This is a genomic window from Kordia zhangzhouensis, assembly GCF_001005305.1.
Classification (GTDB): domain Bacteria; phylum Bacteroidota; class Bacteroidia; order Flavobacteriales; family Flavobacteriaceae; genus Kordia; species Kordia zhangzhouensis.
In genome coordinates this window covers 218369-244468 of the sequence record NZ_LBMH01000005.1, presented here as the reverse complement: position 1 = coordinate 244468, position 26100 = coordinate 218369, and the positions used below count along the sequence as shown (strand labels likewise).

23 protein-coding genes are annotated in these 26100 nt (G+C 33.6%); 18 read left to right on the top strand and 5 right to left on the bottom strand.

The genetic code is table 11. The features are described 5' to 3' along the window. Nucleotides 1-24: 24 nt before the first annotated feature. Nucleotides 25-399, top strand: coding sequence for a hypothetical protein (locus tag AA088_RS09760; protein WP_046744796.1), 375 nt, complete (start codon nucleotides 25-27; stop codon nucleotides 397-399). Between the two features lie 17 nt (nucleotides 400-416). Here the strand turns inward: AA088_RS09760 and AA088_RS09755 are convergent, their stop codons facing one another. Both AA088_RS09755 and AA088_RS09750 read right to left on the bottom strand, forming a co-directional pair. Continuing rightward, nucleotides 417-728: a hypothetical protein gene (locus AA088_RS09755; protein ID WP_046744795.1), complete on the bottom strand. Its 312-nt coding sequence runs from the start codon at nucleotides 726-728 to the stop codon at nucleotides 417-419. Between the two features lie 72 nt (nucleotides 729-800). After that, a complete protein-coding gene (locus tag AA088_RS09750; RefSeq protein WP_046744794.1) occupies nucleotides 801-2432 on the bottom strand; it encodes an ABC transporter substrate-binding protein in 1632 nt (543 codons plus the stop codon). Nucleotides 2433-2558: 126 nt separating this feature from the next. Here AA088_RS09750 and mtaB point away from each other — a divergent pair, with 126 nt between their 5' ends. Both mtaB and AA088_RS09740 read left to right on the top strand, forming a co-directional pair. After that, nucleotides 2559-3914 carry a tRNA (N(6)-L-threonylcarbamoyladenosine(37)-C(2))-methylthiotransferase MtaB gene (gene mtaB / locus AA088_RS09745; protein WP_046744937.1) on the top strand — a complete coding sequence of 452 codons (1356 nt, stop codon included), beginning with the start codon at nucleotides 2559-2561 and terminating at the stop codon, nucleotides 3912-3914. A 97-nt stretch (nucleotides 3915-4011) separates the two neighbouring features. Next, nucleotides 4012-4911: a DUF6438 domain-containing protein gene (locus tag AA088_RS09740; protein ID WP_162199681.1), complete on the top strand. Its 900-nt coding sequence runs from the start codon at nucleotides 4012-4014 to the stop codon at nucleotides 4909-4911. A gap of 66 nt (nucleotides 4912-4977) precedes the next feature. Here AA088_RS09740 and AA088_RS09735 read toward each other — a convergent pair whose 3' ends face one another. After that, entirely contained in the window at nucleotides 4978-5274 is a 297-nt protein-coding gene (locus AA088_RS09735; RefSeq protein ID WP_046744792.1) for a GNAT family N-acetyltransferase, read from the bottom strand. Between the two features lie 113 nt (nucleotides 5275-5387). Between AA088_RS09735 and AA088_RS09730 the strand changes: the two genes are divergently transcribed. The 8 genes from AA088_RS09730 to AA088_RS09695 all read left to right on the top strand — a co-directional run bounded on the left by AA088_RS09730 (nucleotide 5388) and on the right by AA088_RS09695 (nucleotide 14763). Next, the gene (locus tag AA088_RS09730; protein ID WP_046744791.1) at nucleotides 5388-6050 is read left to right on the top strand and encodes an alpha/beta hydrolase; all 663 of its coding nucleotides are present in this window, start codon (nucleotides 5388-5390) and stop codon (nucleotides 6048-6050) included. A 150-nt stretch (nucleotides 6051-6200) separates the two neighbouring features. Further along, a complete protein-coding gene (locus tag AA088_RS09725; RefSeq protein WP_046744790.1) occupies nucleotides 6201-7160 on the top strand; it encodes a lytic transglycosylase domain-containing protein in 960 nt (319 codons plus the stop codon). Nucleotides 7161-7555: 395 nt separating this feature from the next. Then, nucleotides 7556-8197, top strand: a complete 642-nt coding sequence (locus tag AA088_RS09720; RefSeq protein ID WP_046744789.1) for a hypothetical protein — start codon at nucleotides 7556-7558, stop codon at nucleotides 8195-8197. Nucleotides 8198-8200: 3 nt separating this feature from the next. Next, entirely contained in the window at nucleotides 8201-9334 is a 1134-nt protein-coding gene (locus AA088_RS09715) for an AAA family ATPase (RefSeq protein WP_046744788.1), read from the top strand. Then, nucleotides 9307-10032 carry a hypothetical protein gene (locus AA088_RS09710; protein ID WP_046744787.1) on the top strand — a complete coding sequence of 242 codons (726 nt, stop codon included), beginning with the start codon at nucleotides 9307-9309 and terminating at the stop codon, nucleotides 10030-10032. Before AA088_RS09715 ends, AA088_RS09710 begins: the two co-directional genes overlap by 28 nt. 3 nt (nucleotides 10033-10035) lie before the next feature. Beyond that, nucleotides 10036-12444, top strand: a complete 2409-nt coding sequence (locus AA088_RS09705) for a hypothetical protein (RefSeq protein ID WP_157547137.1) — start codon at nucleotides 10036-10038, stop codon at nucleotides 12442-12444. Further along, on the top strand, nucleotides 12435-13769 hold the full coding sequence (locus AA088_RS09700) for a hypothetical protein (protein WP_046744785.1): 1335 nt from the start codon (nucleotides 12435-12437) through the stop codon (nucleotides 13767-13769). Before AA088_RS09705 ends, AA088_RS09700 begins: the two co-directional genes overlap by 10 nt. Beyond that, nucleotides 13762-14763 carry a tetratricopeptide repeat protein gene (locus AA088_RS09695; RefSeq protein ID WP_046744784.1) on the top strand — a complete coding sequence of 334 codons (1002 nt, stop codon included), beginning with the start codon at nucleotides 13762-13764 and terminating at the stop codon, nucleotides 14761-14763. The genes AA088_RS09700 and AA088_RS09695 overlap by 8 nt, the downstream gene beginning before the upstream one ends. A gap of 129 nt (nucleotides 14764-14892) precedes the next feature. Here AA088_RS09695 and AA088_RS09690 read toward each other — a convergent pair whose 3' ends face one another. Continuing rightward, nucleotides 14893-15459: a tetratricopeptide repeat protein gene (locus AA088_RS09690; protein ID WP_046744783.1), complete on the bottom strand. Its 567-nt coding sequence runs from the start codon at nucleotides 15457-15459 to the stop codon at nucleotides 14893-14895. 170 nt (nucleotides 15460-15629) lie between these two features. Between AA088_RS09690 and rpmH the strand changes: the two genes are divergently transcribed. The 6 genes from rpmH to AA088_RS09660 all read left to right on the top strand — a co-directional run bounded on the left by rpmH (nucleotide 15630) and on the right by AA088_RS09660 (nucleotide 24188). Next, nucleotides 15630-15788, top strand: a complete 159-nt coding sequence (gene rpmH / locus AA088_RS09685) for a 50S ribosomal protein L34 (RefSeq protein WP_046744936.1) — start codon at nucleotides 15630-15632, stop codon at nucleotides 15786-15788. A gap of 107 nt (nucleotides 15789-15895) precedes the next feature. Then, on the top strand, nucleotides 15896-18751 hold the full coding sequence (carB, locus tag AA088_RS09680; RefSeq protein WP_046744782.1) for a carbamoyl-phosphate synthase large subunit: 2856 nt from the start codon (nucleotides 15896-15898) through the stop codon (nucleotides 18749-18751). A 531-nt stretch (nucleotides 18752-19282) separates the two neighbouring features. Next, a complete protein-coding gene (locus tag AA088_RS09675; RefSeq protein ID WP_046744781.1) occupies nucleotides 19283-20194 on the top strand; it encodes an alpha/beta hydrolase family protein in 912 nt (303 codons plus the stop codon). A 225-nt stretch (nucleotides 20195-20419) separates the two neighbouring features. Further along, nucleotides 20420-21241, top strand: coding sequence for a DNA alkylation repair protein (locus tag AA088_RS09670; protein ID WP_046744780.1), 822 nt, complete (start codon nucleotides 20420-20422; stop codon nucleotides 21239-21241). Between the two features lie 237 nt (nucleotides 21242-21478). After that, nucleotides 21479-22630 (top strand): vWA domain-containing protein, encoded by a 1152-nt coding sequence (locus AA088_RS09665; RefSeq protein ID WP_046744779.1) that lies wholly within the window; start codon nucleotides 21479-21481, stop codon nucleotides 22628-22630. Between the two features lie 103 nt (nucleotides 22631-22733). Further along, nucleotides 22734-24188, top strand: a complete 1455-nt coding sequence (locus AA088_RS09660) for a sigma 54-interacting transcriptional regulator (RefSeq protein WP_046744778.1) — start codon at nucleotides 22734-22736, stop codon at nucleotides 24186-24188. 97 nt (nucleotides 24189-24285) lie between these two features. On the opposite strand, the gene AA088_RS17665 is transcribed toward AA088_RS09660, so the two are convergent. Then, nucleotides 24286-25569 carry a lipase family protein gene (locus tag AA088_RS17665; protein ID WP_052752850.1) on the bottom strand — a complete coding sequence of 428 codons (1284 nt, stop codon included), beginning with the start codon at nucleotides 25567-25569 and terminating at the stop codon, nucleotides 24286-24288. A gap of 221 nt (nucleotides 25570-25790) precedes the next feature. Here AA088_RS17665 and AA088_RS09650 point away from each other — a divergent pair, with 221 nt between their 5' ends. Next, a complete protein-coding gene (locus tag AA088_RS09650; protein ID WP_157547136.1) occupies nucleotides 25791-26099 on the top strand; it encodes a T9SS type A sorting domain-containing protein in 309 nt (102 codons plus the stop codon). Nucleotide 26100: the final 1 nt, after the last annotated feature.

Genomic DNA, 26100 nt, shown 5'->3' with positions numbered 1-26100 from the left:
TTCGTCGGAAAGGCGTTTTACAACATGGCAAAAAAACACGAACAATCGGGTTGGTTGTACGCCATACTAGGTGTGTTATCGTATTATGCTGGCCTTGTGCTAGGAGGCGTTTTACTAGGAATTATTTTAGGACTTTTATATCCAGAATTCATAGAAAGTTCAAGTGAATTATTCTTAGGATTATTAACCATTCCAGTTGGAATATTGTGTTGTTGGGGATTTTACCAAATTTTAAAAGTAAAGTGGGAAAAGGAATTTGCTGAAAAAGAACGGAATAAGCCAAAAATCTCTGATATTGGAAAAAAAGAAGAAGATTTATATCCAACACAAAACTTATTACCAAGAAATACAAATATAGAAGGCGAAACTCCAGAAAAAAATGATGGATTCCGTTTCTAGGAATTCACCATTTTTTATCAACTATAAGAAAATAGATTCGAAAAACTCTCCGAGATTTCTATCTTAAAAAGTAAGTAATACAAGATAAAGCCAAAAATTACGGTAGCAATGCCCAATCTAACAAGTAGTTTTTTTCTATACACTTTCTGTTCTTCTGAAATTTGAACTCTGATTTGTTGACGCATTTGAGAAGTAAGTTTAGGGAATGTATTGTTGATTCCGTCGTCTTGATAAAATTGTGTATTCGCATCAAACACTTTGCGTTTTTCGCGTCTTTTCTTAGTTCTTCGTATATCGTCAAATACGTAAAAGCCTACTCCTTGTCCCATGATCTTCAGTTTTAATAGTTAACATGCACTATATCAGTATAAAAAAGAAGAAAAATGTTACAATATTGATGATTATTTATTTTTTTTAACACGTTTCAACTCCAATAAATTTAGTGCGTTATTGCCTAAGCCTTGTACGTTTTTTTGGGTAAATCGTACGACTTGATCATAATACAGAGGAATCAAAGGAGCTTCCGAAATAAGTAAAGAATCCATTTTAGTGTACAAATCTATCCGAGTTGAAGCGTCTGTTTCACGTAATGCAGCTTCGTACCAAGTGTCAAATTGTGTATTTTTAAAATGAGTATAATTTGGTCCGTTTGGAGTGAAATTTTTACTGTAAAATAGAGATAAATAATTTTCTGCATCTGGATAATCAGCAATCCAACTTGCTCTAAAAATGGGTAATTCACCTTTTGATCGTAACTCTCGCAGAGTGGAAGCTGGAATCACATTTACACTAGCTTTGATTCCAATCTTTTCAAGTTCTCGCTGAATGTATTCACAGAAATTTAAATATTGCCCATTTGTAGTGATGGCAACTTCAGGAGTTAAATTCCCTGTTTCTTTTTTGTATTGAACGACTAAGTCTTTTGCTTTTTCAGGTTGATACTCAAACCCTTGAATATTTGCAAATCCCGGCAGCCCTTTTGGAATAAACCCATGCGTAGCAGGTGTGCCTATTCCGCTTCGCAAATAAGTAATCATTTTTTGACGGTCAAAACTATAATTCATGGCTTTTCGCAGCAAATGATGACTCGAAACATTTGTGCTATCACCCATATAAATTCCTAAATATTCAGTGTTTAAATACGGGCCAGAAATCATTTGAAAATCGTTGCGATATTTTTCTTGAAGCCTTCCAGAAGCATTTAAGATTTCATCTTGATATGAAGGATCCAGTGAATTTAAAAAATCTAAATTTCCTTGAACAAACTGTAAAAACTCACTTTGCTTATCGGGTAAGAATGTAATTGCAATAGCTTCTAAATACGGTAAGCGAATTCCGTTGTCATCTTTTTCAAAATAATGCGGATTTTTACGAAAAACCAATTTGGTATTCTCTTCCCATATTTTGAATTGAAAAGGACCTGTTCCGATTGGGTTTGCTCTAAAATCATTTCCATAATGTGTTACAATTTCTTTAGGAACTACGGAGCAATACTTCATGGTTAGCAAGCTCAAAAAAGCAGGAAAAGGTTGTTTTAATCGAATTTGAAATGTAGTCGTATCAATTGCGTTAAAACTTTCTACACTTTTAAAAATCCATCGTCCGCTAGACGCTAATTTATCATCTAAAATTCGTCCAAAACTATATTCAAAATCATACGCATTGACAGTACGTGTTTTTTTTTCGCCAAATAATGCATGTTCATGAAAATATACATCATTTCGCAACGTAAATGTATACGTTAAAGCGTCTTCAGAAACCTTCCAAGATTTTGCAATAGAAGGAATAACATTCAAATTTTCGTCCATTTCCACCAATCCATTAAACAATTGATGAACTGCCCAAATATTCCGTTGATCTTTTGCAAAAGCAGGGTCTAACGAAGTGATATTAGCATGCTCGTTATAACGAAAAACCAAATGTGCTCGATTAGTTGCTTTTTCTTGTATACAAGAAGAGAATAGAGTGAATAAGCAAATAATTGATACATAAGTATTTATCAATCTGAAATGTTGCGGTATTAATTTTATCATCTTCCGAATTAATTGTAAATTTGCAGGCTTTATGCTAAAGAAAACACATTTTTGTGTTGATTGGAAAGTTTAAAAGTACATAATAAAAAACACAAAATACTACCAAATAGGTGGAAAAATAGAGGAATGAACGATCAAAAGAAAGTTGCTTTTTATACGCTTGGTTGCAAACTGAATTTTTCAGAAACGTCTACGATTGCCAGAGGTTTTAAAGACGAAGGATTTGATAAAGTAGATTTTTCGGAAGTTGCTGATATCTATGTGATTAATACTTGTAGTGTAACTGAAAATGCAGATAAGCGTTTTAAAACGATTGTAAAGCAGGCACAAAAAGTCAATCCTGATGCATTTGTAGCAGCTGTTGGATGTTATGCACAATTACAGCCCGAAGAATTGGCAGCGGTGGATGGTGTTGATTTAGTGTTGGGGGCAACGGAAAAATTTAAACTTACTTCCTATATTAATGATTTACTAAGTCGTCCAGAGCGCAATCGTGGGATGGGAGAAGTACATTCTTGCGAAATTGAAGAAGCTGATTTTTATGTGGGAAGTTATTCTATTGGCGATCGTACACGCGCATTCTTAAAAGTACAAGATGGTTGTGATTACAAATGTACCTATTGCACGATTCCGCTAGCTAGGGGAATTTCACGTAGCGATACTCTTGAAAATGTACTAAAAAATGCTAAAGAAATATCTGAGCAAGACATTAAAGAAATTGTATTAACAGGTGTAAATATAGGTGATTACGGAAAAGGAGAGTTCGGTAATAAAAAACATGAACACACCTTTTTAGAATTGGTTCAAGCACTAGATACTGTTGAAGGAATTGAACGTTTGCGAATTTCTTCTATTGAGCCTAATTTGCTGAAAAATGAAACAATTGATTTTGTTTCTAAAAGTAAAACTTTTGTGCCGCATTTTCACATTCCACTGCAAAGTGGGAGCAATACATTATTGCGTTTAATGCGTCGTCGCTACATGCGTGAATTGTATGTAGATCGTGTCGCAAAAATTAAAGAAGTGATGCCAGATGCTTGTATTGGTGTTGATGTTATTGTTGGATTTCCTGGAGAAACAGACGAGCTATTTATAGAAACCTACAATTTTTTGACTGAATTGGATATTTCATATTTGCATGTATTTACCTATTCGGAGCGTGAAAATACAATTGCAGCCGAAATGGAAGGAGTAGTTCCTCAAAATGTTCGAAAAAAGCGTAGTAAAATGTTACGAGGACTATCTGCAAAAAAACGTAGAGCATTTTATGAAAATCAGTTAGGAAAAACCAAAACTGTATTATTTGAAGGAGAAAATAAAGAAGGATATATTCACGGTTTTACGGAAAATTATGTAAAAGTAAAAGCACCTTGGAATCCAGTATTAGTCAATACGTTGCATGAAGTAACACTCACTAAAATAGATGATGATGGTATGGTACGTTTTGACTTTGTAAATGAACTAGCGATTTCTGACCTGTAATTTTTCTAAATTGGTACGATTCATGTAATTCATTCAATACAGCTTATCGCAAATTGCGATTAGATATGTATATTTAACAAATAAATGAATGAATAGCATGAAAAAACTTTTACTACTAATACTCACTCTTACTTTAATAGCTTGTGATGCGCAAACCAAAGAATTTATTGGAAGTTCATGGCGTGTAACTAGCTTAGAAATGGAAGGAAAAGCAATTGCAGTTGCCAACGAAGTTATTTTGACGGTAAAGTCAGATTCTGAATTTGCTTTAGCATTGGATAAGAATAATTGTTTTGGAACGTATGTTATTACCAATACTAACGAAATTCAATTAAAAACATTAGGGTGTACAGAATTGTGTTGTGACTCTGAGTTTTCTTCAGAAGTAACTCAAGCTTTGTATAAAGTTTCGTCAATCAAGATGAAAAAAGACGTAGTAACTTTGGAGGGAAAAGACGTTTCCATTACATTTAAAAAACATCTAGAAGCTAAAAATAGAATTCAGATGATGCATAAAGACAAACCTATTGTAGAAAAAAAAGAAAAAATTCCATCAGAAGAGACTACAAATATTGGCAAAATTGAAAATCCTAATCAACAAATTGAAAAAGAGAAGATTCAAGGAACTGGGGAGTTTATCGTGCTATATAAGTCACCCTGTAAAGGAAATTGTGAAGAGTATACAATGACTTTTTATGAAAATGGTGTTGTTCTGTACGAAGGAAAATTCAATGCAAAAATTCAAGGAGTCCGCACTTTACAACTAGCAAAAGAGAGTATAGCAACAATGTTTACTTCTTTTCAAACTGAAAACTATCATGGTTTTAACGAAGTATATGATAATAATCGTATCATGGATCTTCAAAATACGTATTTAACCTATCAAGGAAAGAAAATACAAATTCGCTTTAAACCGAATGCTCCTCAAAAATTACAAGAATTGTTAATGATTGTAGAAAAAGAGGCAGAGCAAGTATTACAACAACTTAAAAAATAAAACTAGTAACAAAAGAAAAAGGGAATCGTTGCGATTCCCTTTTTTAATTTTTTTTACGAGAGTTTTTTAAATGCGTACACCTACAGGAAGTAGATCTTTGTACTCTTTGTGTTTTCTCAAAAAACTAGCAATTCTCGGACTAGTTGGCACAACTCTTAAATTTCGTTCTTGAATTGTATCTAGAACAATCTTAATAAAGGCATTCTTAAATTCTGGATCATCTAGTTCTTCTGGCACAATCAATTTTGTCAAAAATATTTTGCGTTCTTGTAGTGAATACTCAATCTTAGCAATCCCATGTTCAGTTTTGTATTCAAATTGACGCAAAAATTCGTTATCATTGATAACAATTTCATTATTCATAGCGGTAGAATTTAAATTAATTTAAAAGGTGTATTTTAGGAGAAATGTCAAATTAACTTTGCAAAGATACAAAATTTACAGTAGATTTCCGAGTTTTTAGTACGACTATCTGTATGAAAGCGAATAAAATACCTGTATACTGTATGCCAGGAATGGCTGCAAATCCTTCCATATTTCAATATATTAAACTGCCAGAAGATGAATTTGAGATGTTCTTTTTAGAATGGTTTGTTCCTGAAAAAGAAGAAACATTAGCGGCATATGCCATGCGCATGACGAAAAAAATTAAACATGACAACATTGTATTAATAGGTGTTTCTTTTGGCGGAATTTTGGTTCAAGAAATGGCAAAAATCATTAGTGTGCGTAAATTGTTCGTAATCTCTAGTGTAAAAACACGTTTTGAATTGCCACGACGTATGAAACTTGCTAAGGCTACTAAGCTATATAAACTGCTTCCAACTAGTTTGGTAAACAATATAGAAGTGTTGAGTAAATTTGCTTTTGGCGATTTGGCAACCAAACGATTAGAGCTCTATGAACAGTATCTTTCTATGAGAGACAAATTTTATTTGGATTGGTCGATAGAACAAATCATTAATTGGACACAAGAAGAACCTTTGCCAAATACAATTCATATTCACGGAGATAAAGATATGGTGTTTCCTATGCAACATATTGAAAATTGTATTGTTGTAAAAGGAGGAACACACATAATGATTATCAATAAATACAAATGGTTCAATAAAAATCTTCCTAAATTAATTAACGAATAAAAACTTCTAAACCGTTCAAAAACAACTGAAAAATGTTTTCTTCATTCTGAAACAGTTTGTTATTTTTGTAAGACCTACCCAACACTTTTTCAATTCAAATAAAATAGCTAACTTAAAGACGATTAAGAAAAACTTTAAAAAAATTAGACAATGCGTAAGATTAAAAATGGATTTGCTTTCTTGGGATTGATTTTTCTAGGAATATTATTGATGAATGCCGTACAAAAAGATAAAGTGATGACTGCTGAACTGGAGACAGAAACGACTGGAGTGTCGTCAAGAATGATAGAAAATGATGAAAACGACTACAATGTATATGCGCTAGAAATGCCTAATACATTAGATTTTGCAGGAGAAGAAGTGCCGTTATATCTGCCAGATATTAAGGAGCGAATGGATAGAGAGCTACTAGTCAACACGTATTGGCAATCCAATGGATTGTTATTGTTTAAAAGAGCAAACAAATATTTTCCAATCATAGAACCAATTCTTAAAGAACATGGAATTCCAAGTGATTTTAAATATTTAGCATTGATAGAAAGCGGTTTGCAAAATGTAGTTTCGCCTGCAGGAGCTACAGGTTTTTGGCAAATTATGAAAACTACTGGAAAGGAAAATGGCTTAGAAATCAATTCAAATGTAGATGAGCGTTATCACTTAGAAAAAGCAACACATGTAGCTTGTAAGTATCTCTTAGAATCTAAAGAGCGTTTTGGAAACTGGACAGCAGCAGCAGCAGCATATAATGCAGGAAATACAGGAATTTTACGTCGTATGGAAGACCAGCAAGTAGATTCGTATTATGATTTATTACTTGGTCAAGAAACCGGGCGTTATATTTTCAGAATTATTGCATTGAAGGAAATTTTTAAAGATCCTAAAAAATACGGATTCAATTTTAAGAAAGAAGATTTATATACTAACATTCCTACTTATAAAGTAGAGGTTGATACCGCTATTACTAATATTGCTGAATTTGCGAAAAAATTTAATATCAACTATAAAATTTTAAAAATTCACAATCCGTGGTTGCGTGAAAACAAATTGAATAACAAATCACGTAAGCTATACGAAATTGAAATTCCGCAGAAAGGATTTTATTCAAAGTAATTCTTTAATCAGAGCAGATTTACAAACAAAATAAAATCTCCCCATGAGTTGTGTTAAACCCATTGGGAGATTTTGTATTTTAGAAAAACTTATAGAGCGCAACTTAGATAGATTTGAACTACTTAGTTGTAAAAATGATTTTAGAAATTCGTCTTCGAAAAGTATATGATTTAATTAAAAAGCGAAAAATTCAAAAGAGCGCTTCGTATAATTATTACACGATTTTGAGTCATATTCAAATACTTTTTACATATCATTTTTAGATATTGATAAATCTATCATATAAAGAACTTATATAGAGAAAACTCTAACATCTAAAAATTGCTTCTTACATATAAATTTCGTTCTTTTGGATGACGCTTACTGTCAGGCAAACGCTTTTATGTTTAATTCTCTTGAGTTTACAAAATAACATACTACAAACCATTCATCATTTACGAACATCAGGACACTTTGTACTTTATACCAAGCAACCAAAAGTTACGTTAGATGAATTGGCAGATGTTGGCGATTTTTTAGCACAGGAGTATGAAAATGAAAGCTTAAACTATCCTTATCAAGCACCAGATTTTGACAAAGAAGCCGCAATATGGGCAGCAAAAACCATATATTATGCGGCGCAATTTTTAGCACATCGTTTGGAAGAACCTAAAGATTTAGAGAAGTTCTTCAAGCCTTACGCAGGGAAAATAACACCTGCAACACAACTTTCTGCTGATTTGTCGTTGCGTTTTCTACCTTATATTTTCAAAGAATTAGAGCACATAGACTTTGATGATTGGTTGGTAAAGACACTTCAGCAAATACTACAAAGTTTTCCATATGCTGCCATAGGGCACGACATTGAACTTAAAGTCAATGAAGAACAGCTTATTTCAGATTTTTCTAATGATTGCTTTCGAATGATGTTTACTGACAGAGTAATTGCCGCAAAAGATATCAATATGACCAAACATAAAATCATACAAAACAATGTGTCAATCCATTTAGGTGAGCATGCTCATTCTTTTTGGAGTGCATTTGTTACCGAAGTATAAAAAATGAACGAAACAAAAAAAATACGAGCAATCCTTGAAGAAATCAAACAAGTTTTTGTTGGGAAAGACGAAGTAATTGATTTATTAGGAATTGGACTATTGGCAAAAGAAAATGTGTTTTTATTAGGACCTCCTGGAACAGCCAAAAGTGCCATTGTTAAACAATTGTCCAGTCACGTAATTGGCGGAATTAATTTTGATTACTTACTCACGCGATTTACCGAACCGAACGAAATTTTTGGTCCATTGGACATACGCTTATTAAAGGAAGGTGAATTAGTGACGAATACAGAAGGAATGTTACCAGAAGCTTCATTGGTATTTTTAGACGAAATATTTAATGCGAATTCTGCCATCCTAAATAGTTTATTAATGGCGCTAAATGAAAAGATTTTCCGCAGAGGAAAAGAAACTAAGAAGTTGCCTGCTTTAATGTTTATTAGTGCGAGTAATCAGTTGCCTGAAGATGAAGCCTTAGCAGCTTTATTAGATCGTTTTTTAATCCGACTGAAAGTAGATAATGTAAAACCAGAGTTGCTGGAAGAAGTTTTGCATGCAGGTTGGAAACTTGAACGGAATGAAACTACGAAACAAACACAAATTTCTCCTGAAGAAATCAAAGACTTACAAAACAAAGTAAAAAGTGTGGATTTGAGCTCGATAAGAAGTTCATACATTGAGCTAATTCACAGTTTGCGAAATACGGGAATAGAAGTCTCTGACCGACGAGCTGTAAAAATGCAAAACCTAATCGCTGCAAGCGCAATTTTGTGCAATCGTACCGAAGCTATTTTGTCTGATTTATGGGTATTAAAATACATTTGGAGTACAGAAGAACAAATAGAAACACTACAAGCTACCGTAAATGCGATGATCGAAAAAGAAGAAACGGAAGCTACGGTTCATCCGCAAGCATTTTTTAACAAAGCGCCCAATCCTAAAGAGTTGATGAATGAAGTGGAAAATCTAAAAGAAAAATTTGAGGAACAAACAGTTTCTTTACAGGAATTAAATGTCATCAAAGACAAATTGCGATACCTGCAAAATAGAACAGATTGGATAAAAGACCAACAGAAAAAAGAATATATCAATAGTGAAATAGATCAATTGTGGAAAAAGATCTTACACAAAACATAACAGAATATTGGCTGCGTTTACCAATCAAGTATAAAGACAAACTTGCTCAGATTCGTGTGTGGCAATCGCTTCGTGTAGCGGTTGACAATGACGATATTTGGATACGAGGAATTGCTCCGGCACAATTACACAGTCCAGAAATACGAAGCATTCCGTTTAAAAAAATCTATTTTCAGCGAGAAAATGCATTATTTTTTCTCGAAGGGAATTTGCCTGAGGAACGATTAAAAACTTCTTGGGTATGGTCGCCCATTCATACTTTTTTACCGGTTACACTACCCGATTATAACTTTAACTTTTTCGGAATTAAAGAAAAAATCATATTTCGTATAGTACCTTCTACAGTAGAACGGGAAGCTGCTGCCCAATGGGTAGATATGGACGTTTTAAAAAATAGTATACTCAAAACACCTGCTGTCCGATTACAACCTGTACAATGGACTATAGTCAATAAAAAGGCACTACTCATAGGAATTCCTTTGTTGGCTTTACCAGGAACCACATTATGGAAACACCAAAACTTTTTATTACCTGCGGGATTTGATTTTGAATATCCAGAATTGAGTACATACTTTCAAAAAAAAATGACTCAAAGCGACAATGAACTAATAATAATCAACAATAATAGTACGTATTTTACCATATCAACTACTGATTTTCAATCGTTATCTATCAGTAGTTTTCGATTATCACAGTAAATTATGAATAACGCACAATCCATAGCAAGCAGGTACTTTCAATCCTATCAAGATTATTTTTGGCAATGGGAGATTGATTATATGTTCTACGGAAGTGTGATAAATGTAGTACAAGACTATCAAGGAGGGATAAACTGTATCAGTATTCCAGATGGTATGACGATTGCTTACAAAGAACAAATTGAGCAAGTATTAAAAATAATTACTCCTAATGGAATTCCTCCGTTCGGAAGTTTAATTTTGGCGTTTTTAGCTACCAATCCAGGAGAAGTTCGGTTTGCTATTAATCAAATTTTCAATGAAAATCTTCAAGAAATTTTAGTAAATAGAAGCGAGTTTTCTACTGAAACGATAAACTTAGAAGACGCTAGAAAATTCTTGGATATATTAATTATGCTTCCTGAAAGCTATAAAAAAGGGAAAAGACGAATGGATCTTTTTGCTTTTCTATTTGAGAATAAAAATTATACTTTATCATCAAAGCATGCAGATGAGGTTCTTACATTGATAAAAAATAAAGAATTTGAACTGAATGAATGTGGAGAAAAAAGACAACTTACCATAACAGCGTTTAGTAAGGATATTAATGCCTTAGCTTATTTGTATTTTTTATATCCAACAAAAGAAGCATTACTCAAAGCTTGGTTAAAAATTGAAACGGTTCCTGTTGAGCTAGAAGATACTGAAATACATAACTTTAGTGACAATCCTGACTTGTTACAGCAACTACTAGAAGATCCCAAAACCTTTTTTATGGGAAGTTTGGTCAAACGAATCTGGTCGGGAATCCAATTACCTATGCATTATGTACATCCTGGAGAAATGCCGTTAGGAGGTATTTCGGATATTACCAACAAAGGGACATTTGACAATATTCTCTTATCAGAGTTTGCTAATGATGATTTGATTTTTTTACATCGAATTGCAAACAAAGAGGCATTATTTGTACGACGCGAAACAACACCTGAAGAAGATTTGCGAACTCGTATTTTCTTGATAGATACGACTATTAAAAATTGGGGAACTCCCAAAATTCTTTCATTTGCAACTGCTTTTTCGTTAATACATCATCCAAAGAACGAAATGAATTTTTTGTCATTTGTTCTAGGAGAAAAATACAAGAATATTCATTTTGATACCAAAGAAAATATAATTGAAAATTTACAGCTTACGTCAGCTTCTTTAGATGCTGCAAATGCGCTTAGCTTATTTTTGAACGAATGTGAGGAAGAAAATATAGAAATTACATTTTTCACAACACCCAAAACGTTGGAACATGCTGCTATTCGTAGCATTTTTAATAAACATAATGCTAGTTTTGGAAGTATTATTACAGCCGATGCTGGAGGAAATATAAAAGTGTATACACTAAAAAATGGTTCTAAACGATTAGCAAAGCACATCGTACTTCCTTTGGAAGAACTTTGGGCTAAACCACCTAGAAAAAGAAGAGCAGCGGTTAACCCCGAAAAAAAACAAAATACAAATATTGTTAATTATCCCGTATTGTATGGCTATCCTGTCAGAAGTATTATCAACTTTACTGATGAGTATTTTTCGTATGTACTCCAAAAAAATGGAGATCTTTTCAAAACGTATACACGCCAAAAAGGGTTTGAAATGATTCAGAAAGAAATGCGTTTTGTAACGGGGATTCAACAACAAAAATTAGCAACCTTATTTGAAGGTGAATTGTTAATCCTATATTGGAGTGCAGATCATGAAATGATTTTTAAAACCGCTAGTTATACTATAAAGTATAAAGGCGATCATCGAGAATTTCAAAAAAACTACCTTAAACATTTAATGGTACTTGAAGGCGAACTTTACTTGGTTACCAAACAATACTATAATGACGATCCTGTATACACACGATTTCATATTCATGAGCTTACATATGAAAAAATAGTTCAACCGAAGCTTTCGTTATTGCGTTGTTACCGAAATCATTTGTCCAATTATGTTTCGTATGCGGAGGGTTCTGTATTTAGCAAAATACGAACCATAACTATTACCAATGAATTGGAGCTTATTTTTAATGAAAAACACAAACTTAACATATCAGGAAATTCAATTCAATTACAATTATTAAGGGAAAAATTAGATAATAAAAATGTAGGGCTAACGACTTACGTGTACAAGCGAGAACTTATGATTCATTTTGAAGATGGAAGTACTATAGAAATTGACAAAAACGGAGTGCTCATCTTTAAAAGTAGTAATGACGTGATTCCTATTTTTTACCTGTCCTCTTATATTGGTATTCAGCTTGCATTAGCCACAACCAAAGAATTTGCAGGAGATATGTATTTTTACCCAGAAAAAAGCAAGGCGCATAAAATAAGTGCAGAATCTTTTGAAAGAAAATATCTAATTCCTTTTCTGAAACACATATTACATCCATGGAAATAACCTTGCAACATACCAAGGAGAACGTTTATGAAAAAGCGGGTATCTTTATTGAAAATTCTTCGCCAGCAATATGGTTGCAAGAGATTACTCGAATGCGCTTGTCTCTTTCAGATTGTGATGTGTACCCATGCCCAGGAATTAATGCTAATAGTATTGCAGGTATTCTGTTAATTATCAAGAAAATGCCAAAACATTTGGCGGTTGAAAAAAATAAATTCATTCAAAAAGTAGCGCCTCAGTTCTATATTCCAGAGTTTACAATGCTTAATATGGCATTGATAGCTGAAGAATTTGCTAGGATTACTCATGGAGTACCACACTTTTTGCATCATACGTTAGGATTGATAGAACTTAAAGAAAAACTATCTTGGGAAAACATATTGGAGGCGTTTGAACCGCAAGCAGTCAATATACAAGTTCCTTCTAAAGGCGTTAGAGTCCCTACTCAAGTTTCTACATTTAGTGTGGAAATCTCAGAAACAGAAGAAGAAACAACAATGGGAAATCCTTTTGTGGGAGAGGAAGTGGTTGATTTAAAAAAGTTGCCTTTTGATATGGAAAAAGTACTCAAAGGGAACAATATAGAAATTGAAAAGTATTTAAAATACTTAGAAAAAAATCCAGAAGCAGCTTTAAAAATGGCAGTTCCTCTTGACATGTTGGGGACAGCCCGAGGAAAAGCTTTGGCAAAGTATAAATTTAAAAGTGGTTTGTGGCAATCTATAGGAATGACAGGTGAAGGAAGTCAAAAAGGAATGAAAATTCTTTTAGGAATTATAGCGATTATATGTATGATAGGAATAGGATATGCTATTTTTGATCAATCTCAAGCCAATAAAAAAACAATTTCAGAAGATGTAAGGCTCACGAAAAATCAGTCGGAACAAAACATGAAGGAAAATAAAGATTTTATTCCTAACAATACCTCTGATTCAACACTAACCAATGATAGCTTACAATATCAACAAATCCTTATACCACTTTTATTAATTATTGTAATTATATTGTATTTTGTTTTAAAAAAGAAAGAAAAGCAAATACAGAAAAAAACTCCTTCTTGGTTAGAATTATCAGAAGACAGTGATTTTTTCTCATTTAAAGAAAATTCAACTAAAAGTGGTGAATTTTATTTTGGAGGAGATGAACTGACATGGGTGTCAAAACTTATTGTTTTATGTATTATTATTGGGTTATTGATATACCTATTTTATCCTTTAGTAACCTCTAATGGCGTTGGAATTATTTTTGCACTAATTTTAGGGTTTACCGTATTGAAATTATTATATAAACTGGTTCGAAAGGACGAAAAATTAGTAGATGACTGATACAAAAGAAACAGAATTTCAGGAGAAGTTGATCTTTTTTGTCTTCTTACTCTTGTTCTTTAAGGCAATTTATACACTTGTCATGTCCATCATACAAGGAAGCTTTACGAGTTTCATTACTACACTCATGATTATTGTGTGTATCTTTTTTGCAATATTTGCTTTATTGCGTTCATTATTTGGAGCAGTGTCTTTAGAAAATGGCTATGGAGGAGGAACATCTACAATAGGCGACAGTCAATTTCAAAGCTTGGTAGATCGTTATGAAAACCTTTGTGAAGAGTACATCGAAAAAAAACAATACAAAAAGGCAGCGTACATTCAGTTAAAACTCTTACGCAACCCATATCGCGCAGCGCATATATTAAAAGAAGGGCATTTATACAATGAAGCTGCTGTAATTTTTCTTAAAAAATGTAAAAATAAAATAGAAGCAGCTGAATGCTATGCACATGCTCGCTCATATACCAAAGCCGTACAGCTCTATAAAGAGTTGGAAATGAATGAAGAAGTAGGAGATATACACACACAACTAAAAGATACTAAAAAAGCATTTCATCACTATCAAATAGTTGTTGATGATTATAAAAAGAACTATCAATACGTACAAGCAGCTCTTTTGTATCGTAAAAAAATGAATAACGTTCAGGCAGCAAATAACTTACTTTTAAATGGATGGGAAACTAACAAAGATGCGGTAAACTGTGCTAATAATCTCTTTGCTAACTATAAAGATACAGCTCAATTGAACAATGCAATCATCAACTTTAAAAAAGATATGGTAAATGTTTCAAATGAAGAAAACTTCTTAAAAGTACTCCAATTAGAATACAAACGAGAAATTGCGCCTAAAGAGACGATACAAGACATGGCGTACCAACTCATATCTAAGCATCACCACAATGATATGATTATAAGTATGTTGTCAAGTTTTGTGAATGATGATTCGCAACTTAACAAAGATATCATGCGATTTCGCAGAGATTCTAAGTAAATCACTATACATACTCATTCATAGAATTTTTTCACTAGAGATATTGCTAAAAAACGCAAATGAAGAAATAAAAAAAGCCGAAAGATTATTTCTTTCGACTTTACGTATAAACTATATGTGAATAGAGAATTAACGTCTGCGCATTTGCTGGCGGTTTCCATAATGTTGCTTTGGTGCACTTGCAGCTCGCTTCATTTGTTGCTCCATCATTTTAATTTGTTCTGAAAGTAACCCGCGTTTGTCCAAATCTTTGGCTTCTTTCATTAAGCTTTTAGCTTCGTTCTTACGATTTTTTTGAGCCGCAATTCCGGCTAAAGTCATTTTTACCATGGCCATATCATGATCCATACTCAAACCTAACTTTTCAGCTTTCCGCAAATGTTTTTCTGCTTGTGTCAAATTATTTTGAGATGCCATAATTCCATGCAAATAATAATAATATCCCTGTTGTTTCTTAGTCAATGCCTTTTTTGGGTCTTTTATCTTTGCCAACAAACGTTTAGCTCCATCAAAATCCTGCTTTCGTAGCTTTAAAAACGATAGTAGAATAAATTCATTCTTAAAATAAAAAAGCACAAAAATAGCTGCTAATAAGATTAAGAAAATTCCATTTCCGATGTTTGTTTCGTAGAATTGATAAATGGCGTAGGTAAAAATTCCTGCCGCTATGATTAGTTTAAAATTTTTATTGAACATAAAATGTGTATATTTATAGAGGTTGCAAATGTATAAAAAACAAACGAAAATATTTTTTAAAATGTGTTTGCTAAAGTAAAAACTCTTTGTATATTTGCGCCGCACTTTTAGAAAGGAATCTCGCGTGCATTAATAATTATTTTCAAGAGAAACTAAAGATATTTACAGTAATGAAAAGAACATTTCAACCATCGAAAAGAAAAAGAAGAAACAAGCACGGTTTCAGAGAAAGAATGGCTTCTGCAAACGGTAGAAAGGTGCTAGCTCGTAGAAGAGCAAAAGGAAGAAAAAAATTATCAGTATCATCAGAAATGAGACATAAAAAGTAATGATGTTGATATCATAATAATAAAGGTGTTGTTTTTTTAAAGCAACACCTTTTTTGTACCCAAACGTTTTTTTATTTTTACGCAACAACACAACACACAGAGAATCAATGCCAAAAAGAGAAGATTTAAACTCAATTTTAATTATCGGATCAGGACCAATTGTTATTGGTCAAGCATGTGAATTTGACTACTCAGGTTCGCAAGCACTACGCTCATTAAGAGAAGATGGAATCGAAACAATCTTAATCAATTCTAACCCAGCAACCATCATGACCGACCCATCTATGGCGGATCATGTTTACTTAAAGCCACTTACTACCAAATCGATTATTGAGGTATTAAAAGCACATCCTCAAATCGATGCGGTATTACCAACAATGGGAGGTCAAACTGCTTTAAACCTTTGTATTGAAGCAGATGAAAAAGGAATCTGGGAAGATTTCGGTGTCAAACTGATTGGAGTTGATATTGAGGCAATTAACATTACAGAAGACCGTGAGAAATTTAGAGAACTCATGGGGAAAATAGGGGTTGCTATGGCTCCACAAGCTACCGCAACATCGTTTTTAAAAGGAAAAGAAATAGCACAAGAGTTTGGTTTTCCACTAGTAATTAGAGCTTCCTATACTTTAGGAGGAGCTGGAGCTTCAATTGTATACGATCCAAAAGATTTTGATGAGTTGTTACGTCGCGGACTTGAAATTTCTCCAATTCACGAGGTAATGATTGATAAAGCCATGATGGGCTGGAAAGAATACGAATTGGAATTACTTCGTGATAAGAACGATAACGTAGTAATTATCTGTTCAATAGAGAATATGGATCCGATGGGAATTCATACTGGAGATTCTATCACGGTAGCACCAGCGATGACACTATCTGACCGAACGTATCAAAAAATGCGCGATATGGCGATTAAGATGATGCGTAGTATCGGTGATTTTGAAGGTGGATGTAATGTGCAATTTGCTGTAAGTCCAGATGAAAAAGAAGAAATCATTGCTATTGAAATCAACCCGCGTGTATCACGTTCGTCTGCCTTGGCGAGTAAAGCTACGGGATATCCAATTGCAAAAATTGCTGCAAAACTAGCTATCGGGTACTCATTAGACGAATTAGACAACCAAATCACAAAATCAACGTCAGCATTATTTGAGCCAACACTTGATTATGTAATTGTTAAAATTCCTCGTTGGAACTTTGATAAATTTGAAGGTTCTGACAGAACTCTTGGCTTACAAATGAAGGCCGTAGGAGAGGTTATGGGAATTGGACGCTCATTCCAAGAAGCATTGCACAAAGCAACACAATCATTAGAAATTAAACGTAATGGCCTTGGAGCAGATGGAAAAGGGTATAAAGATTATGACCAAATCATTAGTAAATTACGCAATGCCTCTTGGGATCGTGTATTTGTGATTTACGACGCAATTCAGATGGGAATTCCTTTAAGTAGAATCTATGAAATCACAAAAATTGATATGTGGTTCTTAAAGCAATATGAGGAATTATACAATCTCGAAAAGGAAATCTCTTCGCACAATACCATCAATACAATTTCTAAAGAATTACTATTAGAAGCTAAGCAAAAAGGATTTGCAGACCGACAAATTGCACACATGCTGGGATGTTGGGAAAGTGAGGTATACAACAAGCGTGAAGAGTTAGGGGTAAAACGTGTGTACAAGTTGGTAGATACTTGTGCGGCTGAATTTACCGCTAAAACGCCTTATTACTATTCTACTTTTGAAGAAGAAATAGAAACAGCTGATGGTGAACGTTATGTGCACAATGAAAGCGTCGTAACTGACCGCAAAAAGATAGTTGTATTAGGTTCTGGTCCAAATCGTATTGGACAAGGAATTGAATTTGATTACTGCTGCGTGCATGGTGTATTAGCTGCTGCAGAATGTGGGTATGAAACGATCATGATTAACTGTAATCCTGAAACGGTTTCTACCGATTTTGATACGGCAGATAAACTTTACTTTGAACCTGTATTTTGGGAACATATTTACGATATCATCCGACATGAAAACCCTGAAGGAGTTATTGTACAGTTAGGAGGACAAACAGCCTTGAAACTTGCAGAAAAACTAGATCGTTATGGGATTAAGATATTAGGAACAACCTATCAATCGTTAGATCTAGCAGAAGACCGAGGGAGTTTCTCTACGTTGTTAAAAGAAAACAATATTCCATACCCACAATTTGGTGTGGCAGAAAATGCAGATGAAGCATTAGCACTGGCAGATGAACTGAACTTTCCAATCTTAGTTCGTCCTTCGTATGTATTGGGAGGACAAGGAATGAAGATTGTGATTAACAAACAAGAATTGGAAGAACATGTGGTAGATTTGCTCCGTAAAATTCCTAATAATAAGCTGTTGCTAGATCATTATTTGGATGGTGCAATTGAAGCTGAAGCAGATGCTATCTGTGATGGAGAAAATGTATACATCATTGGAATCATGGAGCATATTGAACCATGTGGAATTCACTCAGGAGATTCAAATGCTACATTACCGCCATTTAACTTGGGCGAATTTGTTATGCAGCAGATTAAAGATCATACTAAAAAGATTGCTTTAGCCTTGAATACTGTTGGATTAATTAACATTCAGTTTGCAATTAAAGATGATATGGTATACATCATTGAGGCCAATCCAAGAGCATCTCGTACGGTTCCTTTCATTGCAAAAGCTTACAAAGAACCTTATGTAAACTATGCAACAAAAGTGATGTTAGGAGAAAAGAAAGTAACAGATTTTGACTTCAATCCACAGCTAGAAGGTTATGCCATCAAACAACCAGTATTCTCTTTTAACAAATTCCCTAATGTAAACAAACGTTTAGGGCCAGAAATGAAGAGTACAGGAGAAAGTATCTTATTCATTGATAGTCTGAAAGATGATGAGTTTTATAACTTATACTCTAGAAGAAAAATGTATTTGAGCAAGTAGTAAAATAACAACTACGTTCGATACAACATATATGCTATTTCGTAAAGACCTTGTACAAGGTTGAAAGGTATACGGAATCTCATAAAATAATTTAAAAACGCTTTCAAAACACAGTTTTTCGGAAGCGTTTTTTTGGTGCCTCTTGAAGAAAAAGTTTTTTACAGAAAGCGTTAATAATGAGTTTGGTTTCTCTGGGTTTTTAGTATTTAAAAATGTGTAAATCGTATAAAAAAGAAAGTATGTTCCTCTAAAATTATTTTTAGGAGTGTATTACTTTATGGAATGCTTAGCTATAAAGAATGGAATAAAAGAAAAGTAGGAACTTAAGTTTGCTTGAAAGTTCGATTTTATAAAAAATGGCATTGTGTATATATGATCTTTGTTTTACATTTAGAAAAAAATAAAAGGAAGTCTTTTCTAAAAATGTTTCTACTATTAATTAGAGAGAATAAATATAATAATTAGACTTTCGTACTCAGGGCTAATAGTACAACCAAAACTTAAGAAAAAAATCGATTGCAATATCAACACATGAAACGAATCAACTACATTTTATTATTCTCGTTATTAACTACTTTAATAAGTTGTCATAAATCGAAAGAACAAAAAAGTGAATCCCTTACTCAAGTTAACGCTGACATAAACTCTATAGAAACTAAAGATGTAACATTTGAAAGTGAAGGAGTAAAACTGGCTGGTACAATCTATCAACCCAAGCATCCACATGCTGCGGTAGTAGTTGTTCACGGATCTGACAGTGTTCCTCGAATGAATAAGTTTGCTGAATTGCTAGCAAAGAACAATATTTTGGTATTGACTTATGACAAACGTGGTGTTGGAGAATCGGAAGGAATATATGCAGGCCCTGAAGTTGGAACAAATAATATTAGTGTTGATAACCTTAACCTACTAGCAAAAGACGCAAACGCAGCTGTAAATGTTATTCGACAAGAAAATAAAAACCTAGCAATAGGCTTGGTAGGTTTTAGTCAAGCTGGATGGATAATTCCAATTGCAGCAGCAAACAATCCATTAATAGAATTCATGGTTCTTTTTAGTTGTCCTACCATTACAACGCTTGAACAACTTAGATTTCAGTTTTATACTAATGGTGATTCTGATTTTTGGGAAACTCATACAGATGAAGATGCGCAGCTGCATACCAAAAACGATCCTGACCGATATCAATTTAAAGCTACTGATCCTAAAGATGCGTTAAGTACGCTGTCAATTCCAGGTCTCTGGCTTTTTGGAGAGCAAGACATCCAAATTCCAGTAAAATTATGTATAGAAAACTTAAATGTTTTAAAAGTTCAAGGGAAATCTTTTGAATATGCGCTATTTCCAAAACTAGGACATAATACAGGATATTCAGCTTCTACAGAACCTTTTGATATTGCCATTCAATGGATAAAGAAAGAAGTGAATATAGTTAGACCTTAACAAAGATTAAATAAAATGAATATAAAGTAAATAGGAAGTTATACAAACTCGTTATAGGACTGAAAAGCAAAATCATTACTTTTATTTAAAACTTCTATTCTTGTATCTTTTAAAAATTTTAAAAGGCAATTCTATCAATATAGAAACTCAAAATATTGGAGCAGAATTACTATACTTGAAGCATTTAAAAACGTTTAAGAAACGACTCTGAGAGCAACTAAAAATATGGTTAAACAGGATGTACTTCATAGAAAAGGAGCTAGAAAAGCACAAGACATTCCTACTAATGTTTTGGAATTACTTAACCTTGGAAAAATTGAAACCGTAAACCTAACGGAATGGTTGGCTATAAATCATTTCCAACTGATTGAAAATAATTTTTCACGTTTGAGTATTCCCAAAAAAATAACTCAAACTGTTTTAGAAAGTATTCAAGAGCAGAAAAAACCTTCAACAATGAATACCATTAAAGTTGTTGGCGAATCACTTTATACACAACTAGGAGATAACGATTTGATTTCTGCTATTTTTGAAAACCTAAAAAAACACCTTTCAGATACTATTCGTTGTTATGCTCCCTATTTAATTTCGTTAAATAGAAATATCAACATAGAAGAAAAATTAGAACTAGTCAAACCTTTAGTTGCTGATACGCATTTTGGAGTTCGTGAAGTAGTTTGGATGGCTCTGCGTCCAGAAATAGAAAAAAATCTTACAGAAGCAATTACAATATTAACGAAGTGGAGTAAGAGTGAAGATGAAAATATAAGACGATTTACCACAGAATCTACAAGGCCGAGAGGTGTTTGGTGTAAGCATATTGACAAACTAAAAGAACATCCTGAGATGGTTTTGCCGATTTTAGAAAATTTAAAGTCAGATTCTTCAAAATATGTGCAAGATAGCGTTGGTAATTGGTTAAATGACGCGAGCAAATCTCAACCTAGTTTTGTAATTAATCTCTGCAAAAAATGGGAAAAAGAATCACCTACCAAAGAAACCGAAAAAATCATAAAAAGAGCAAAAAGGACAATTGATAAAAAGTAGGCCTAATCGGCTGTTGAACACCCTGTAAAAAGGACAGTTAGTTTTCTTTAGGAAAAACTTGCCAACATATATGATAAAAGGAGTCAAAAAAAGATGGTTTTTCACAAGATTCTAAAAAATCTTTTTAAAATTATTCACACCAACATTCTCCTATCTTTTCCGTATTTTTATAGAAAAAGAAAATCTAGTGAATATCTTCTTAATTCACGAACAACCCGAAAAAGAAAGGAATAATTCATGCAAACAATGAATTTTAACTACGGAAAAGGTTTTACATTTAGTAAACATATTCCAGAGGAAACCTCCCATTTTGAACGTGTGTTTGATATTTTTAAAGATATTCTCACTCATACGTCAGGCGATATTGAAGAAGCATTCGATTGGCTCGAAACGCTGGATAAAGAATACAACATCTTCACGGACGACTACACACTGCAAGATTTTGAAGACGATTTAAAAAAGCAAGGTTACATTAAAGAAGAAATTGATCCCAAACAAGGAAATACAGGCAATGAACCAGGAAAAGGGAAAAAGCTACTTACGGCAAAACTGGAGGCTGCTTTACGTTCCTACGCATTAGAACAGATTTTTGGAAAACTGAAAAAAAGCGGTTTGGGAAATCATCGGACCAACAAACAAGGAACTGGTGACGAACGTATTGGGGAACATCGTGCGTTTCAATTTGGAGACGACTTGTCTATGATTAACATGACCGAAAGCATTAAAAATGCACAAGTCAATAACGGAATAGGTGATTTGCGTATTACGGAAAACGATCTTATTGTAGAGGAAACCAAACACAGAGCGCAAATGAGTACCGTTTTGATGATTGATATTAGTCATTCAATGATTCTGTATGGAGAAGATCGTATTACACCTGCAAAAAAGGTAGCTATGGCATTGGTTGAACTTATCCATCGAAAATACCCAAAAGATTCTATTGATGTGATTGTTTTTGGAAATGAAGCATGGCCTATTGCGATTAAAGAGCTTCCCTATTTAAAAGTCGGACCATATCATACAAATACTGTGGCTGGATTGGAGTTGGCAATGGATATACTTCGACGTAAACGAAACACCAATAAGCAAATCTTTATGATTACAGATGGAAAACCTAGTTGTTTGACTTTACCTAATGGAGAATTTTATAAAAATAGTTTCGGACTGGATGAACGTATTGTAACACAATGTCTGAACAAGGCAGCACAGGCACGAAAATTGCAAATTCCGATTACAACATTCATGATTGCCCAAGATCCGTATTTACGGCAGTTTGTAGATCTTTTTACCCAACAAAATAGAGGAAAAGCCTTCCTAACAGGATTATCCAACTTAGGACAAATGATTTTTGAAGATTATGAGAAGAATCGCATCCGAAGAATTCGATAATGTACAATTTCAATAGTGCTCTGTATGCTATAAAATATGATTTTCATTAAACAGAGCTTCCATGATTAAGAAAAGTTAAAAAAGAATCAGTTTATAAAAAAATATGAAAAAAGAGATCACACTTAAAGAACTAAAAGATTCTGGATATATCCACAAAACGATTAAGGAAGAAATTCAAAAAAACTTAATTGCTCGAATCAAAGCAAAAGAGCCGATATTTAAAGGGCTTCTTGGGTATGAAGATACAGTGATTCCTCAACTAAAAAAAGCGTTATTGGCAGGGCATCATATTAATTTACTAGGATTACGGGGACAAGCAAAAACACGTATAGCACGTAGTATGGTTGACCTACTAGATGAATATATGCCTGTAGTAAAAGGTTCTGAAATTAACGACAGCCCTTTTCAGCCTATATCAAAATATGCCAAAGATTTAATAGCAGAAAAAGGAGACGAGACACCTATTTCTTGGGTACATCGCTCGGAACGTTTTTATGAAAAACTGGCAACGCCAGATGTAAATGTTTCAGATCTAATAGGTGATATTGATCCAATCAAAGCTGCGACGCTTAAATTGCCATATTCTGACGAGCGAGTGTTGCATTACGGAATGATTCCGCGTGCAAATCGGTCTATATTTGTTATCAATGAATTGCCTGATTTACAAGCGCGTATTCAAGTATCTTTATTTAATATTCTACAAGAAGGTGACGTGCAAATACGTGGTTTCCAGTTGCGAATGCCACTTGACATTCAGTTTGTATTTACTGCAAACCCGGAAGATTACACAAATAGAGGAAGTATTGTAACTCCTCTGAAAGATCGAATTGGATCGCAAATTTTTACACATTACCCAAAAACTATTCAGTTGGCACGCCAAATTACAGAGCAAGAAGCCAATATTTCTTCACAAGATCAATCGGCTATCATTGTTCCAAATCTAGCAAAAGATTTATTGGAAGAAGTAGCATTTGCGGCACGTACAAGTGAATATGTCGACGCCAAAAGTGGAGTAAGTGCACGTTTAACGATTAGTGCTATGGAAAACTTGATGGCAGCTGCCCAATTACGATTAATCGAAACTGGAGCAGAAACAACCACGATACGTTTGGTGGATTTTATATCAATCATACCATCTATTACAGGAAAAATTGAATTGGTGTATGAAGGGGAACAAGAAGGAGCTGATGAGGTCGCAAAAATATTGATAGATGATGCGGTAATGGCACAATTTGAGAATATATTTCCACGTGTGCCCAAATTAGAAAAAGAAGGTGTAAAAACCACTTATACAGATGTAGTAAACTGGTTTGAAGATAATTTTATCGAACTGAACTATACAGATACAGATGAAGAATTTTATACAAGTTTGAATTCTATAAAACCCTTGGACGCAATCATTAAAGAATATGCATCGAATCTTTCTATAGAAGATCAAAACTTTTGTAAAGAATTGATTTTATGGGCACTTACAATTCATCGAAAATTAGATCGCTCTGAGAACAGTTCAACCTTTACGATTGACTCAGCAGGGTTTGGAAAGCATTTTTTTAGTTAAAAATGCTTCCTTTCCATCACATGATTTCCAAGAAGCACTTTCTTTTAGAACAATTAATAATAAATAAAATGGTTGGTTATTCACTACTCTTGAAAGGTTAGTGAGTGTCGTTGGCAAGCTCAAGAGCTGTTTCATCAATTTTTTGCAAATCTACTTTAGCGATGTCACGTACAGCATATTCATATGGTTGTAACACTACTTGATCGGAAGGTTTGTTTTCATCAAGTATTTTTTTGAAAACGTTCATGAAATCTTCAATATGAAGCATTGGGTAATATGCAGAAACATGTTGGTAACCAGCTTGCGCGGCAAAGCGAACTAAGTTTCGTAAATAAGCTGCATATTTTCCTAAAGCCAATGGTAATACCAATCGAATGTATTTTAACTTCTTAATCACTTTATCATCTACGGAAGTGTTAAATGTTCCTTGTAATACTGTAGAAGGAACGATTTGCTTATAGCGATTTACAGGCACACCAGCAATATTTTTGGCAGATAAAGCATTGAGTGCTGCTACGGTAGCCATTGTTCCAGTAAGTGTTTCTGACGGATTCGCATCGCTAGGAGGTTTTATATAAGCATTGTAAATTGTTGGTATTTTTGCTAAATCTGCTTTAGCCCATGCATGCGGAACAATATCTAACGCATTGTGTTGACTTAAATAGTAAATATTTTTTGCTTTAATTTGTTTTTCATAATAGGCAGCAAAAGCTTCATCGCCTGGTGTTGGTCCAGCTGTAGGAAAAGCACCTATGAGCGTTTGCTTTTTTGGATCCCATTGCTCTTTCGTATCGGCTAAAAATAATGCAAGAGTTGGAGATAAAGCACCTCCCAAACTATGTCCAGCAACAGCAATAGCTACATTTTTAAGTTCGGAATTTGATTGCAAAAATTGTTGTAGTGTATCGATTAATGTTTCTTTTTTTTCATTGACCATTTCTCGTAAAATGGTTAGTCCTGTATAAGTGCCATTTGCAATATTTCCTGAATTAGGAACTCCTGTAATTAATTCCCATGCATGGGTTTTATTCACAGAAAAATCTTCAACAAACCAACCATAAGGTGAATTTACATTAGTACCAGCAATAGCAATTACAATTAAATTTTCTTCAGCATTGTAGTACATTCCCATCGTATTGTCAGCATGTACTGAAACAGAGGTCGAATCATTAGCAAAAACAATGGGTCCCCATATAGATTCCCAATGGCCAATAAGGGATTGGGTATTTGCTAAAACTTGTTCAGATACTTTGGTAACATATGCTTGCATTTCTTTCATACCACTGGTACAATCAGATTGTTTCCATGAGAGCCCTGAAGCTGCATTGACTGAGAAGGATAAACTGTAGATTTGTTGTAATTGTTTCGTGGTTGGATTCATACATTCATTTTTAAGCTATTGATACTAGTACCTACAAATTAACAGGGAATAAAAAATCCTTCATAGACGACTTATACTTGAAAATAGAACCACGTAGTTTTACTGATAAATTTTGAAAAAGATGTATATAGAATGTTAAAAAAAGAGTATTATTGTAAATAATTAATACTTTTGTATTGTATATACCAAATCAGATACGCGTGAAGTTAAAACTACTTTTTATGATGTTACTTTTTTCTTGTAGTACGGCTGTTTTTGCACAGCGTTCTACAAACGTGTCTGCTATAACTACAACAGAAACTGTTTTTACGATATCACCTAATCCAGGAGTGAATGAATTGAATATTCGATTAACACAAAAATCGGATGCAACTGTTGAGGTGTATAACCTTTTGGGAAGAAAAATTTATGCTGGAAAATTGACAACACTACACAGTTCTATTGATATTACTTCTTGGAAATCAGGTATTTATTTGGTAAAAGTAGTTACAGATAAAAAATCTATTACCAAGCGCTTTGTAAAAAAATAAT